11 protein-coding genes and 1 pseudogene are annotated in these 14,275 nt (G+C 61.5%); 9 read left to right on the forward strand and 3 right to left on the reverse strand.

The features are described from left to right. Positions 1-13: 13 nt before the first annotated feature. Together HCF10_RS06940 and edd are read right to left on the reverse strand one after the other, a co-directional pair. Positions 14-970: a glucokinase gene (locus tag HCF10_RS06940; protein WP_131697921.1), complete on the reverse strand. Its 957-nt coding sequence runs from the start codon at positions 968-970 to the stop codon at positions 14-16. Next, the gene (edd, locus tag HCF10_RS06945) at positions 967-2,793 is read right to left on the reverse strand and encodes a phosphogluconate dehydratase (protein WP_167655115.1); all 1,827 of its coding nucleotides are present in this window, start codon (positions 2,791-2,793) and stop codon (positions 967-969) included. Before edd ends, HCF10_RS06940 begins: the two co-directional genes overlap by 4 nt. A 221-nt stretch (positions 2,794-3,014) precedes the next feature. On the opposite strand from edd, the gene gap reads away from it, so the two are divergent. The 8 genes and pseudogenes from gap to HCF10_RS31950 all read left to right on the forward strand — a co-directional run bounded on the left by gap (position 3,015) and on the right by HCF10_RS31950 (position 11,998). After that, on the forward strand, positions 3,015-4,016 hold the full coding sequence (gap, locus tag HCF10_RS06950; RefSeq protein ID WP_145337849.1) for a type I glyceraldehyde-3-phosphate dehydrogenase: 1,002 nt from the start codon (positions 3,015-3,017) through the stop codon (positions 4,014-4,016). A 142-nt stretch (positions 4,017-4,158) separates the two neighbouring features. Beyond that, a complete protein-coding gene (locus HCF10_RS06955; protein ID WP_167655116.1) occupies positions 4,159-4,677 on the forward strand; it encodes a sigma-70 family RNA polymerase sigma factor in 519 nt (172 codons plus the stop codon). 74 nt (positions 4,678-4,751) lie between these two features. Continuing rightward, the gene (locus HCF10_RS06960) at positions 4,752-5,720 is read left to right on the forward strand and encodes a FecR domain-containing protein (protein WP_167655117.1); all 969 of its coding nucleotides are present in this window, start codon (positions 4,752-4,754) and stop codon (positions 5,718-5,720) included. 117 nt (positions 5,721-5,837) lie between these two features. After that, positions 5,838-8,402 carry a TonB-dependent receptor gene (locus HCF10_RS06965; protein WP_167655118.1) on the forward strand — a complete coding sequence of 855 codons (2,565 nt, stop codon included), beginning with the start codon at positions 5,838-5,840 and terminating at the stop codon, positions 8,400-8,402. A gap of 134 nt (positions 8,403-8,536) precedes the next feature. Continuing rightward, the gene (locus tag HCF10_RS06970; RefSeq protein WP_131697927.1) at positions 8,537-9,145 is read left to right on the forward strand and encodes a biliverdin-producing heme oxygenase; all 609 of its coding nucleotides are present in this window, start codon (positions 8,537-8,539) and stop codon (positions 9,143-9,145) included. Positions 9,146-9,317: 172 nt separating this feature from the next. Continuing rightward, a complete protein-coding gene (locus HCF10_RS06975; RefSeq protein ID WP_145337846.1) occupies positions 9,318-9,719 on the forward strand; it encodes a YbaN family protein in 402 nt (133 codons plus the stop codon). A 281-nt stretch (positions 9,720-10,000) separates the two neighbouring features. After that, a pseudogene (locus HCF10_RS31945) lies at positions 10,001-11,140 on the forward strand (PDC sensor domain-containing protein); the annotation flags it as partial. Between the two features lie 102 nt (positions 11,141-11,242). Further along, complete coding sequence (locus HCF10_RS31950; RefSeq protein WP_371929146.1) at positions 11,243-11,998, forward strand: methyl-accepting chemotaxis protein; 756 nt, start codon at positions 11,243-11,245, stop codon at positions 11,996-11,998. Positions 11,999-12,108: 110 nt separating this feature from the next. On the opposite strand, the gene HCF10_RS06985 is transcribed toward HCF10_RS31950, so the two are convergent. Continuing rightward, positions 12,109-12,672, reverse strand: coding sequence for an NAD(P)H nitroreductase (locus HCF10_RS06985; RefSeq protein WP_145338419.1), 564 nt, complete (start codon positions 12,670-12,672; stop codon positions 12,109-12,111). Positions 12,673-12,812: 140 nt separating this feature from the next. Between HCF10_RS06985 and HCF10_RS06990 the strand changes: the two genes are divergently transcribed. Next, positions 12,813-14,252 carry a di-heme oxidoreductase family protein gene (locus HCF10_RS06990; RefSeq protein WP_167655120.1) on the forward strand — a complete coding sequence of 480 codons (1,440 nt, stop codon included), beginning with the start codon at positions 12,813-12,815 and terminating at the stop codon, positions 14,250-14,252. The last annotated feature ends 23 nt before the right edge of the window (positions 14,253-14,275 follow it).

Consider the following 14,275-nt stretch of genomic DNA (forward strand, 5'->3'; position numbering starts at 1 on the left):
TAGGTGATGCGGATCAGGCAAACGCCTGTTCCAATGCGACGCCAGCCCCGGTCAACCCGGAATACGGCGCGGTCACCAACCACACCGGAATGCCTTTGAAGTAGTCGCTCATGCAGCCTTTGTCACTGAAGCTCTTGGCAAATCCGCTGTTGATGAAAAAGTCGGCAAACCGCGGAATCACCCCACCCACGATATACACCCCCCCGCGCCCACCGGTGGTCAGCACATTGTTGCCCGCTACCCGGCCCAGCCAGATGCTGAATTGATCCAACACTTCCATGGCCACCGGGTCGCCGGCCAGGCCCGCCGCCGTGATGGCTTCGGGCGTGTCGAGCACCGGTGTGTGGCCATCGACCGCACAAATCGCCCGGTACAGCCGCGGCAGACCGCCACCGCTCAAGGCGGTTTCGGCGCTGACGTGGCCGATCTCGTTGTAGATATGCTGCCACAGCTGGGTTTCCCGTGGGCTGCTCAGGGGCAGGTCGACGTGGCCGCCCTCCCCTGGCAACGCCGCGTAACGACCTGCGCCGAGGTCCAGCAGGGTACCGACACCCAGGCCGGTGCCCGGACCGATTACCACCGCCGGACGCAACGGTTCCGGCGTGCCTTCGCAGACCACGCGGAATTCGTCGGGTTTAAGGCGAGTCATGCCCAGGGCCATGGCCGAGAAGTCATTCACCAGCAGCAGCTCATCCACTTGCAAGGCCTGGCAAAACGCAGTCTTGCTCAGGCGCCAGTGATTGTTGGTGAATTTAAATTCATCCCCGCTCACCGGCCCGGCGACGGACAGGCACACCGCACCGATGTCGCCGATTTGCAGGCCTTCTTCCTTGAGATAGACCTTGATCGCGTCCTCAGGGCTTTGGTGATCAGCCGTGGCATGCACCCGAATCGAATGCAGTGCCTGATCTCGCCACAACGCAAAACGGGCGTTGGTACCCCCGATGTCACCGACCAGCGCTAGCTTCACTTAAGCGTCTCCAAGGCAGAGGTAAAGGCGCTGGCGCCCTGCTCTGCGGAGCTTGCGGCCAAGCGCATAAATGCAAACAGCTCGCGACCGGCCCCCACGTTATTGCCCAACAGGCCCGTGGCAGGCGTGCGCGCTGCAAATTCTTCGGCGTCCACCTTAAGCTCCAAGGTGCCTTTGACGCCATCGACGCGAATGATATCGCCATCTTTGACCCGTGCCAGTGGCCCGCCGCTCTGGGCTTCGGGGTTGACGTGAATCGCGGCGGGGATCTTACCCGACGCGCCGGACATACGCCCGTCTGTCACCAGTGCGACTTTGAAGCCACGGTCCTGCAACACACCGAGGAACGGCGTCATCTTGTGCAGTTCCGGCATGCCGTTGGAGCGCGGGCCCTGGAAGCGCATGACCGCGACGAAGTCTTTTTCCAGCTGGCCGGCCTTGAACGCATCGGCCAGGTCCTGCTGGTCCTGGAACACCACCGCCGGTGCTTCGACAATCTGGTGCTCCGGGGCCACGGCGGAAACTTTCATCACGCCCCGGCCGAGGTTGCCTTCCATCACACGCAGGCCACCTTCCGGCGAGAACGCGCGCGCCACGGGGCGCAGGATGGTTTCGTCGAGGCTTTCGATCGGGCCGTCGCGCCAGACCAGCTCGCCATCGACCAGGAACGGTTCCTGGACGTAGCGGCTCAGGCCCTTGCCGGCCACGGTATTGACGTCATCGTGAAGCAGGCCGGCTTCGAGCAGCTCGCGAATCAGGAACGACATGCCGCCCGCCGCCTGGAAGTGGTTGATGTCGGCCTTGCCGTTTGGATACACGTGGGACAGGGTCGGCACCACCTCGGAGAGGTCGGCCATGTCGTCCCAAGTGAGGATGATGCCCGCCGACATGGCGATGGCCGGCATGTGCAGGGTGTGGTTGGTGGAGCCGCCCGTAGCGTTGAGCGCAACGATGGCGTTGACGATGGATTTCTCATCGACGATCTCGCCGATCGGCGTGAAGTTGCCGTTGGCCTTGGTCAGGCGCGTGACCTGGTGCGCGGCTTCGCGGGTCAGGGCGTCACGCAGCGGCGTGTACGGGTTGACGAACGAAGCGCCCGGCAAGTGCAGGCCCATCACTTCCATGAGCAGTTGGTTAGTGTTGGCGGTGCCGTAGAACGTGCAGGTGCCGGGGCTGTGGTAGGACTTCATCTCCGATTCCAGCAGCTCTTCGCGAGTGGCCTTGCCTTCGGCGTAGCGCTGGCGCACGTCGGCCTTCTGCTTGTTGGAGATGCCCGACGGCATCGGCCCGCCGGGTACGAAGATCATCGGCAGGTGGCCGTAGCGCAGCGCGCCCATCATCAGGCCTGGCACGATCTTGTCGCAGATGCCCAGCATCAGCGCGGCGTCGAACATGTTGTGGGACAGCGCTACCGCCGTGGACATGGCGATGACTTCACGGCTGAGCAGGCTCAGCTCCATGCCGGGCTCGCCTTGGGTCACGCCGTCGCACATGGCGGGGGTGCCGCCGGCGAACTGACCGACCGAGCCGACTTCGCGCAGGGCTTTCTTGATCTGTTCAGGAAAATGTTCGTACGGCTGATGCGCCGAGAGCATGTCGTTATATGACGAAACAATTGCCACGTTGGCGGCGTTCATCATGCGCAGGCTATTTTTATCTTCGGTGCCGCAACCGGCCACGCCATGGGCGAAGTTGGCGCATTGCAGCTTGCCGCGCATCGGACCGTCGCTGGCTGCGCCGCGAATGAGCGCAAGGTAAGCCTCACGAGTGGCGCGGCTGCGGGCGATAAGCCGTTCGGTGACCTCAAGGACGCGGGGATGCATGTGTAGAACTCCAGGCTAACGGATGTGGCGACCTGAGTGTCTATGCTGATCAAACGCCCGCAGCTCATGGGATGGCAGAGAGTCGTTTGGATCATCGGACCAGTTGATTCAGGTCACTCGTTGTAGATTGAACAAAATATTGCCACTAAAAAGGCTTGTTTTCTATTTTTATGCGAATAATCTTGTAATTCTTACAACAAATCGACGACAGGCACTTTCCAATGACTCTTCGTATCGCAATCAATGGTTTTGGCCGTATCGGCCGTAATGTCCTGCGCGCACTGTATACCCAAGGCTATCGCCAGGATTTGCAGATCGTCGCCATCAATGATTTGGGCGACAGCTCGATCAACGCCCACCTGCTTAAATACGACACCGTGCATGGCACTTTCGATGCAGAGGTCGCCCACGATCAGGAAAGCCTGACCGTCAATGGTGACCGGATTGCCGTCAGCGCCATTCGCAACCCGGCCGACCTGCCGTGGGCTGCGCACAAGATCGACGTGGTGTTCGAATGCACCGGCCTGTTCACCGACCGTGACAAGGCTGCCGCCCATATTAGCGCTGGTGCACGCAAGGTGATCATCTCCGCACCGGCCAAAGGCGCGGACGCGACCGTGGTCTACGGCGTGAACCACGACATCCTGCGTCAATCCCACCAGATCATCTCCAACGCGTCGTGCACCACCAACTGCCTGGCGCCGGTCGCCCAGGTGCTGCACCGTGAGCTGGGTATCGAAAGCGGCTTGATGACCACGATTCATGCCTACACCAACGACCAGAACCTGACCGACGTCTACCACACCGACCCGTACCGTGCGCGTTCGGCCACCCAGAACATGATCCCGAGCAAGACCGGCGCTGCCGAAGCGGTCGGCCTTGTACTGCCGGAACTGGCAGGCAAGCTGACCGGCATGGCCGTGCGTGTGCCGGTGATCAACGTGTCGCTGGTGGACCTCACCGTGCAGCTGAAGAAAGAAGCCACTGCCGATGAAGTCAACGCGCTGCTCAAAGAAGCCAGCCAGCACTCGAAGATCCTCGGTTACAACACCCTGCCGCTGGTTTCCAGTGACTTCAACCACAACCCGCTGTCGTCGATCTTCGACGCCAACCACACCAAGGTCAGCGGCAAGTTGCTGAAAGTACTGGCCTGGTATGACAACGAGTGGGGCTTCTCGAACCGCATGCTGGATAACTGCCTGGCGCTGTGCAACGCCGAATAAGGCGGTCCTGTGGGAGGGGCCAGTCGAATCGTCGCACTGCCCTCCCCCCACATTTGTTCTATGTAGACCCAGAGAAATAGCCACTTGCCATTTGAGTTGATGATAAGCATTATCATTAACTGCAAATCGGTCTGGTATCACTGTGAGCCAATCTCGCTTCAACCAAGTCTTTCTCACCCAACGGGTGATTCTGCTACGCACCTTGCAGCGGATGGTGAATAACCACAGCACCGCCGAGGACCTGTTGCAGGAAACCTACTTGCGCGTCACCCGGGCCCTCAGCGAGCGGCCGATCGATCACCTCGAACCCTTCGTCTACCAAACCGCGCGTAACCTGGCGCTGGATCACCTGCGATCGCGCAGGATTCAGGCGCGCACGCTGCAGGAAGATGTACCGCTGGACATCCTGCAAAGCGTCGCCGCCCCCATCAGCACCCCCGAAGACGCAACCCAGGCCGAGCAATTGCTTGAACACCTGAGCATCAGCCTCGGCCAGTTGAGCGCGCGCCAGCAGCAGATTTTCATCCTCAGCCGCCTGCACGGTTGCAGTTACCAGGAGATTGCCGATCAGTTGGACGTGTCCTTGAGCACCGTGCAAAAGGAACTGAAATTGATCATGGCTATTTGCGTAGGTGTGGCCGAAAGACTGGATCAGCCTTAAGCTTCAGCCGACAGAAGAGTGGACCAAAGCTGTAGGAAAGATGAATAGAACGTGGCGAAGACCCGAGGAACCCCGTGACGGACCCGAATAAACTGCGCCCCCATGAGCTGGCTCATGAGGTGTTGCAAAACACGGCTATGGACCAAGCCCTCGACTGGCTGATCGCCTTGCAGTGCCCAGCGCCTGGGCAGCAGGCCGAGTTTGAAGCCTGGCTGGCCCAAGACCCCGCCCACGTCCACGCCTTCGGCAAGGCCCAGGCCGCTTGGGGTGGCGCGCCGGTGCACAGCGCCGCCGTCGCCCTGGCCGCGCCGCGCAAGCCCAGCGGCTGGCGCCGGATCAAGCCGCACTGGAAGCCGCTGGCCACCGCCGCCGTGCTGTTGATCGGCCTGTTCAGCTTCAGCAACCTGCCGGTGCGCCTGCAAGCCGACCATCTCACGGTGGTGGGCGAACGCCAGCGCCTGCAATTGGACGATGGATCGAAAGTGTTGCTGAACACCAATTCGGCGTTTTCCAGCAGCATCAAGGACCACCAGCGCATCGCCCGCCTGTACCAGGGCGAAGCCTTTTTCGAAATCATGCCCGGCCATGGCCTGCCCCTGGAAATCGACGCCGGCCCCGTGCGCGCCAGCGTGCGGGATACCGCCTTCGCCGTGCGCTACCTCAACGGCGAAGCCCAGGTGCAGGTGCAGCGCGGCGATGTCGACCTGAGCAACACCGTCGACGATGCCCGCGTACGCCTGAGCGCGGGCGAAAGCATCCGCATCGGGCCCAAGGGCTTTGGCCAACCGGCCAGGCTGGATGCCAATAAAGACCTGGCCTGGGTCCAAGGCCGGCTGATTTTCGAAAACTGCCCGATGAGCGAAGTGCTCGCCGAGCTGCGTCGTTACTACCCCGGCTGGATCGTCAACACCAACGACAAGCTCGCCAGCGTTGCCGTCACCGGCAATTACCGCCTCGACCAACCCCTGGATGTGGTGCGCTCCCTGGCCCACATCACCTCAGCGAAGTTGTCGGAATACCCCGCGCTGGTCATCCTCAACTAAATGAGAATTATTTTTACTCGATAGCCCTCGACGGTACGTCTCGTCTTAGCCAATGCAACTGATTCCTATTTGGTTCGGTTCGCAACTATAAGATTTGTACCTTCCGGAGCGCTCTCGATGTCCTCTCGTTTCAACCGCCGGTCCTCCTCGCCCGTGCTGTCGTTGCTGACCGCCGCCATCCTGCTGGCCGGTTCACCAGTGATGACCGCGACGGCCGCCGAACCTGCCGCCCGCAGCCACGGCAACTACAGTTTCAGCATCGAGCAACAGCCGCTGGTCTCGGCGCTGAACGCCTTTACCAGCGTAACCGGCTGGCAAGTCGGCCTGCCCGCCGAGCTGGCCCAGGGCGTGTCGTCCCCTGGCGTGCGCGGCGCACTGTCGCCTGAGAAAGCCCTGGACCGGCTGTTGGTGGGGACCAACCTGAGCTACCGCAAGCTGGGCAATAACAACATCGTCCTGGAAAAGCGCACAGCGGGCAGCACCCTCAACCTGCAACAGGTGACCATCAGCGCCACCCGTAACGAACAGGATGTGAACAGCGTACCCAGCACCGTCAGCGTGCAGGATCGCCAAGAGCTGGACCGCCAGAACGTCAACAACATCCGCGAACTGGTGCGCTACGAGCCCGGCGTCTCGGTGGGCGGCGCTGGCACCCGTGCCGGCAATGCCGGGTTCAACATCCGCGGTATCGACGGCGACCGTATCCTCACCCAGGTGGACGGTGTGGAAGTGCCCGACAACTTCTTCAACGGCCCCTACGCCAAGACCCGCCGCAACTACGTCGACCCGGAGATCGTCAAGCGCGTCGAGATCCTGCGCGGCCCGGCCTCGGCGCTGTACGGCAGCAGCGCCATCGGCGGCGCCGTGAGTTACTTCACCCTCGACCCGGACGACATCATCAAGCCCGGCCAGGACGTCGGCGCACGCCTGAAGACCGGCTACAGCTCCGCCGATGAAAGCTGGCTCACCTCCGGCACCGTCGCCGGCCGCGTGCAGGACTTCGATGGTTTGCTGCACCTGAGCCAGCGCAATGGCCATGAGACCGAGTCCTACGACGGCAACAACGCCACCGGCCTGGCCCGTACCGGCGCCAACCCCGAGGATGCGCGCACCACCAACGTGCTGGCCAAGCTCGGCTGGAACTATGGCGATGACAACCGCCTGGGCCTGACCTATGAAAAGTACAAGGATGATCGCGACGTCAACCTGAAGAACGCGGTGGGCGGCCCGTTCATCGGCGGCCGAGGCTTCAACCTCTACCGAGATCGTCGTGGTAACGACACCATTACCCGTGAACGTTTCGGCCTGGAAAACAGCTTCGCCCTTGAGTCGCCGATTGCCGACCGGATCAAGACCAGCCTCAATTACCAGATCGCCAAGACCGACCAGACCACTGCCGAGATCTATCAGTCAGGTCGTCGTGTCCTGCGCACCCGCGACACGCTGTACCAGGAAAAACAGTGGATTTTCGATGCCCAGTTGGACAAAGCGTTCAGCCTCGGTGAAACCGATCACCAAGTGACCTATGGCACCACCCTCAAGCAGCAGAAAGTCACAGGCTCGCGCGAGGGCGGCGCGACCTGTGTGGCCGTCGGCAGCGGTTGCACCGCCATCGGCGCGCCCAGCCCGATTGCCACTGACAGCGTGAAGAAGTCCAGCGACTTCCCCGACCCGACCATCAACACGTATTCGCTGTTCGCACAGGACCAGATCACCTGGGACAAATGGACCTTCCTGCCCGCCGTGCGCTACGACTACACCCAGCTCAAACCCAAGCTGACCCAGGAATTCCTCAACACCGTCAACCCGACAGGTGCGGACCCGGTGAGCGACAAGGAAAAAACCTGGCACCGTGTGACCCCCAAGTTCGGCCTGACTTACGCCCTGACGGATCAATACACCTGGTTCGGCCAATATGCCGAAGGTTTCCGTACGCCATCGGCCAAGGCGCTGTACGGCCGCTTTGAAAACCTGAACCTGGGCTACACCGTCGAGCCGAACCCCGACCTCAAGCCAGAAACCAGCAAAGGCATCGAAACCGGGATTCGCGGCAAGTTCGACGAAGGCTCCTTCGAGATCGCCGTGTTTTACAACAAGTACCGCGACTTTATCGACGAAGACAACGCCGTCGTCGGCGGCACCGTCGAACAGTTCCAGGCCGTCAATATCAAGCGCGCCACCATCAAGGGAGCAGAGGCCAAAGGGCGCCTGAACCTGGATCCATTCGGCGCCCCGCAAGGCCTCTACACCCTGGGTTCGGTGTCCTATGCCTACGGCCGCAACGACGATAACGGCGAGCCGCTGAACAGCGTCAACCCGCTCAAGGGCGTCTTCGGCCTGGGCTACGACCAGGACAACTACGGTGGCCTGTTGAGCTGGACCCTGGTGAAAAAGCAGGATCGCGTCGACAGCACTACCTTCCACGCGCCGGACGGCGACACCAGCGGCCCCTTCAAGACCCCAGGGTTCGGTGTTATCGACCTGACCGCCTTCTACAAAGTCACCAACGACGTGACCATCAACGGCGGCCTCTACAACCTCACCGACAAGAAGTACTGGAACTGGGATGACGTGCGCAGCTACGACAGTGTCGGCGAAGCTGCTGTGACCGGACCGGCCAACCTCGACCGCCTGACCCAGCCGGGCCGCAACTTTGCGATCAACGTGATCTGGGACATCTGACAAAGCTTCCCTCACCTCGCGAAATTTCAGCGGCGAGGTGAGGATTTTTTACTGTGCCGCGTCTTCTTGTTCGTCTAGTTGATAACAGCTCTCTTTAAGGGCAACAAGGCGCTCCCCTTCTCAAGGACTTTTTCATGACCGCTTCTCCTACCGCAGAACGCCCAAGCCTGCGCTCCCAGCGCCTGAACCAAATCACCCACGAGCCGCACACCAAGCTGGATGCACTGGTCAAGGCCCACGCCCCGTTCGAAACCCAGGCCAACTTCGCGCGTTTCGTGGTGGCGCAGTACCTGTTCCAGTCGGAACTGGTGCCCCTGTACAACGATGCCGAACTGATCAAGATCGTGCCTGACCTGGCCGAACGGTGCCGCGCCGAAGCCGCCAGGCTGGACCTGGCAGACCTGGATACCGAAGTGCCTGCCCCGGTCGCGGGCGCACTGAAGAACCCGAGCAAGGCCGAAGCCCTGGGCTGGTTGTTCGTATCCGAAGGTTCCAAACTGGGCGCTGCGTTCCTGATCAAGCGCGCGGTAGGCCTGGGCCTGAGCGAAACCTTCGGTGCCCGCCACCTGGGTGAGCCCGCCGGTGGTCGCGCCGAAGGCTGGAAAAGCTTCACCCGCACCCTCGACGCCCTGGAGTTGAGCGCCGAAGAAGAAGCCGCAGCGGAAAAAGGCGCGGTGGATGCGTTTGTGCGCTTCACCGTGCTGCTGGAACAGGCGTACGCTAGCGCCCCTGAACTGGCCTGATCGCCCACATTGAAATGCAATCAACTGTGGGAGGGGGCTTGCCCCCGATGGCGGTGGGTCAGTGACCTATTTGTTGACTGATGCACTGCCATCGGGGGCAAGCCCCCTCCCACATTTTGATCGCATTTAAGTTCGGACTTTTTGTAAACCTTCCTCCAAGAAAAGCTTCACCATGACCGGCAAACCCCAATCCACCTCGAAAATCGCACAGATCCTCTTCGGCCTGCTGGCCTACGTCAGCCTGGGCATCGGGCTGGTGGCGATTGTGGTGCCGGGTTTGCCCACCACCGAATTCATCCTCCTGGCCGCCTGGGCCGCGACCAAAAGTTCGCCGCGCCTCAGTGCCTGGTTGGAAAACCACCGCCTGTTCGGACCGATCCTGTTCAACTGGCGCAACGGCAGGATCATCGCGCGTCGGGCCAAGGTCAGCGCCACCGTGAGCATGCTGCTGTGCGCCATCCTGATGCTGCTAATGCTCGACCACGGCTGGCCGATCTACCTGGCGATTGCCGGGATGAGCCTGGGCAACCTGTGGATCTGGTCACGCCCCGAACGACTCGCACAGCCCGTGTGACGCTGGCTGTAGGTGGTTTCCTACCGCCCATCGCCTATCTCTCATGAATTGATTTGTTACGCCGATGTTTCAGACATAGCGCTGAATGGACTTGGCCCTGGATTGCATGCATTTCCACACGCCCATTCGCGAGTGAACCTATGTTCGACACCCTCTCCATACGTTTGAAAATCGTGCTGCTGTCCGGGCTATGTCTGCTGGGCGTAATAGCGTTGATCATCAGCATCAACCTTTACGAAACCAACCAGAACGACCATCTGATCAGCGATTCAAGCTCGCGAATGCTCACCAGCAGCGTGCAGAACCTGCTGCAAGCCAAGGCAGCGGAGCAAGCCGTGCTGCTGCAGAAAACCTTTGGCGAAAATCTTACCGTGATCACGGCCATCGCCGATCAGGTCAAAGACCTGCGCAACCTGGCCACCAAGCGCTCGCTGGACCCCGGCGCCTTGCGTGAAGAACTCAACCAGAGCCTGAAAACCACCTTCGAACGCAACAGCAAAGTGCTGGGCATCTGGCTGGCGTTCGAGCCCAATGGCCTGGACGGCAAGGACAGCGAATTCGCCAATGACAAGTCCCGCGCGTCCAACGAAAAAGGCCGTTTCTCCAGCTACTGGAACCGCGTCGGAGGTGAAGCCTTGAACACCATCATGGTCGAGGAAGACCTGACCAAGACCACGCTCAACCTCAGCGGAACGCCCTACAACATTTGGTACACCTGCCCCCGGGACACCCGAAGCACCTGCCTGCTGGACCCATATGAAGACACAGTGACCGGCACACCGGTACTGATGACCACCATCTCCTTGCCGATGATCGTGGACGGTAAAGTCATCGGCGTGGTCGGTGTCGATATCGCCCTCAACACCCTGCAAGCCAGCACGGACGCCGCGCAAAAAGAGTTGTTCAACGGTGCTGCACACCTGGAGATCATTTCCAGCAACGGCCTGATTGCTGCCTACAGTGGCGAGCCCGCCAAGGTTGGGAAAAACCTGGTCGACACCCTCGGTGCAGAAGGCAAGGAGATCGTGCAACTGCTCGCCAGTGGCAGCTATGTCAACCGCGAACAAGGCGACACCATCTACGCGGTTTACCCGGTCAAGCCCATCGCCGATGCCAAAGCCTGGGGTGTAATGATCAAACTGCCCAAACACGTGATGCTTGCCGACAGCATGAAACTTCAAGGCGTGCTCGACGCAGCCCAAGCCAGCGGCACCCTCAAGGCCCTGCTGGTCGGTGCCGCTGCCGGCCTGCTCGGTTTGCTGCTGATCTGGCTCACCGCCACCGGTGTGACTCGTCCGATCAACAGCGTCGCCGCCATGCTCAAGGACATCGCCAGCGGCGACGGCGACCTCACCCAGCGCCTGACCTACGCCAAGAAGGATGAGCTGGGCGAATTGGTGAACTGGTTCAACCGTTTCCTCGATAAGCTGCAACCGACCATCGCCCAGATCAAGCAAAGCATCACCGAAGCGCGTGGCACGGCTGACCAGTCCTCGGCCATCGCGCGCCAGACCAGCGAAGGCATGCAGGTGCAGTTCCGCGAAATCGACCAGGTGGCCACGGCGTCCAACGAAATGAGCGCCACCGCCCACGAGGTCGCCAACAGTGCCTCCAATGCCGCCAGCGCGGCACGCGGCGCCGACCAGTCGGCGCGTGAAGGCATGTCGATCATCGAACAGAGCACCCGCGACATCACCACCCTCGCCGAAGAAGTCAGCAAGGCCGTGGGCGAAGTCGAAGCCCTGGCGGTCAACAGCGAACAAATCGGTTCAGTCCTGGAAGTGATCCGCAGCATTGCCGAGCAGACCAACCTGCTGGCGCTCAACGCAGCAATTGAAGCCGCACGCGCCGGGGAAAGCGGCCGGGGATTTGCGGTGGTGGCCGACGAAGTGCGCAACCTGGCCAAGCGCACCCAGGACTCGGTGGAGGAAATCCGCCTGGTGATCGAACGCATCCAGAGCGGTACCCGAGGGGTGGTGGCGACCATGCACTCCAGCCAAAGCCAGGCCCAGAGCAATGCCGGGCAGATCCATCAAGCCGTACAGGCCTTGGGCAAGATCAGTGATGCAGTGACGGTGATCAGCGACATGAACCTGCAAATCGCCAGCGCCGCCGAGCAGCAAAGTGCCGTGGCCGAAGAGGTCAACCGCAACGTCTCGGCGATCCGCACCGTGACCGAAACCCTCACCGGCCAGGCCACCGAGTCGGCGGCCATCAGCAGCCAGCTCAATGCCTTGGCCAGCCAGCAGATGAAACTCATGGATCAGTTCAAGGTTTAACAAACACCACAGGACCCATGTGGGAGAGGGCTTGCCCCCGATAGCGATGTGTCAGCTACAGATGAGGTGACTGACACACTGCAATCGGGGGCAAGCCCCCTCCCACATTGTCAAAGACCGGGCCAGGCCTGCACAAACGCCGCCACATCTTCCTTCGGCGCCGTACGCGGCGGGTTCTGCGGTGTCCCCAAATAAAGGAAGCCAATCACTTCCTCATCCGCGGTCAGCCCCAGGCCTTTGGCGACGTGGGCCGAGTAGGACAACTCACCCGTGCGCCACACCGCACCAATCCCCTGGGCATAGGCCGCCAGCAGAATGCCGTGGGCCGCGCAGGCGGCTGCCAGCCGTTGTTCGGATTTGGGCACCTTGAAGTGCTCCTGCAGACGGGCAATAACCACCACCACCAGCGGCGCACGCAACGGGCCGTTCTGGGCCTTGTCGATGGCAGCTTGCGGGGCATCGGGGTCTTGCAGGCGGGCGGCTTCGGCCAGCAGCGTGCCCATCTGCTCACGGGCGGCACCTTCCACGGTGAGGAAACGCCAAGGGCGCAGTTGGCCGTGATCAGGCGCACGCATGGCCGCGGCGAACAGCACATCGCGCTGCTCCTGGGTCGGTGCCGGTTCCAGCAAACGCGGCACGGAAACACGGTTGAGCAAAGCGTCGAGAGCCTGCATTGGCCACCTCCAGAAAAAAATGTGCGGTCATTCTAGCGGGAATGAATCGGGATGCCACCAAACGATAATTGCTCTTATTCAATCCGCCCGGCCCTGTTAGACTTTGCGACCTTATTTTCAGCCTTCGTCCGGGAAACTCGATGTTTCGTTCGCTTTTTCGCCTGTGCGCAGCATTGATGGCCTTGAGCCTGACCGCCTGCGATGACGCCCCTCGTTTCACCAAGGCCGAGCCGGGTGAATCGCGAGCCGGCGGCGCGACGACGGTGAACAAGCGCGACCAGAATGCGTTTTCCCTGCCCTCGGCCAACCTGTCGCCCACGCGCCGCCTGGATTTCAGCGTGGGCAACAGCTTTTTTCGCAGCCCTTGGGTGATCGCGCCGTCCACCACCACCGCCCGTGATGGTCTGGGCCCGCTGTTCAACACCAACGCCTGCCAGAACTGCCATATCAAGGACGGCCGTGGCCACCCGCCACTGCCCGACGCGGCCAATGCGGTGTCGATGCTGGTGCGCCTGTCGATCCCCGTGTCTATCCAGGAACAGCCGCCCTACGCCAAGCTCATCGAGCAAGCCGGGGTGGTACCCGAGCCCGTCTACGGTGGGCAACTGCAGGACATGGCAGTGCCAGGCGTACTGCCGGAAGGCAAGGTGCGGGTCGACTACACGCCGGTCAACGTCACGTTCAAGGACGGCAGCGTCGTCGAGTTGCGCAAGCCCGACCTGCAGATTACCCAGCTCGGCTATGGCCCGATGCACCCGGACACGCGCTTCTCCGCGCGCATCGCCCCGCCGATGATCGGCCTGGGCCTGCTCGAAGCCATCAGCGACGCGGACATCCTGCGCAATACCGAGCCGAAGACCGCCGACAAAGAAGCCCTCGTCGGCCGGGCGAATTGGGTCTGGGATGACGCCGAGCAAAAAACCGTACTCGGGCGTTTTGGCTGGAAAGCCGGGCAACCCAACCTCAACCAACAAAATGTTCACGCGTTTTCTGGTGATATGGGCCTCACTACCTCCCTGAGACCCTTCGATGACTGCACCGAGGCCCAAGTCGCCTGCAAACAGGCGCCCAACGGCAATGGCCCCGATGGCGGGCCGGAAGTCAGCGATAACATCCTGCGCCTGGTGCTGTTCTACACCCGCAACCTGGCCGTGCCCGTGCGCCGCGACGTCAACACACCGCAGGTGCTGGCCGGGAAAAACCTGTTCTACCAGGCCGGTTGCCAGGGTTGCCATAAGCCGACGTTCACCACCGCTGCGAATGCCGCCGAACCCGAGTTGGCCAACCAAGTGATTCGTCCCTACAGCGATTTGCTGTTGCACGACATGGGCCCAGGCCTGGCCGACAACCGCACAGAATTCAAGGCCGGTGGCCGCGACTGGCGCACGCCGCCGTTGTGGGGCATCGGGCTGACGCAGACCGTCAGTGGCCATACCCAGTTCCTGCATGACGGCCGCGCCCGCAACCTGCTCGAAGCCGTGCTGTGGCACGGCGGCGAAGCACAAGCGGCGCAGCAGCATGTGTTGTCCTTCAATGCCGAGCAGCGTGCTGCGTTGCTGGCGTTCCTGAATTCTTTATAAGCTTCGCCCCAATTACAGAAGGG

Source organism: Pseudomonas sp. B14(2022) (assembly GCF_012030485.1).
Lineage (GTDB): Bacteria > Pseudomonadota > Gammaproteobacteria > Pseudomonadales > Pseudomonadaceae > Aquipseudomonas.

Excerpts from the sequence above, each read along its gene's own strand:
- HCF10_RS06975 (WP_145337846.1), top strand. The coding sequence starts at position 9,318 with ATGACCGGCAAACCCCAATCCACCTCGAAAATCGCACAGATCCTCTTC.
- HCF10_RS06985 (WP_145338419.1), bottom strand. The coding sequence starts at position 12,672 with ATGCAGGCTCTCGACGCTTTGCTCAACCGTGTTTCCGTGCCGCGTTTG.
- HCF10_RS31950 (WP_371929146.1), top strand. The coding sequence starts at position 11,243 with ATGCAGGTGCAGTTCCGCGAAATCGACCAGGTGGCCACGGCGTCCAAC.
- HCF10_RS06965 (WP_167655118.1), top strand. The coding sequence starts at position 5,838 with ATGTCCTCTCGTTTCAACCGCCGGTCCTCCTCGCCCGTGCTGTCGTTG.
- gap (WP_145337849.1), top strand. The coding sequence starts at position 3,015 with ATGACTCTTCGTATCGCAATCAATGGTTTTGGCCGTATCGGCCGTAAT.
- HCF10_RS06970 (WP_131697927.1), top strand. The coding sequence starts at position 8,537 with ATGACCGCTTCTCCTACCGCAGAACGCCCAAGCCTGCGCTCCCAGCGC.
- edd (WP_167655115.1), bottom strand. The coding sequence starts at position 2,793 with ATGCATCCCCGCGTCCTTGAGGTCACCGAACGGCTTATCGCCCGCAGC.
- HCF10_RS06990 (WP_167655120.1), top strand. The coding sequence starts at position 12,813 with ATGTTTCGTTCGCTTTTTCGCCTGTGCGCAGCATTGATGGCCTTGAGC.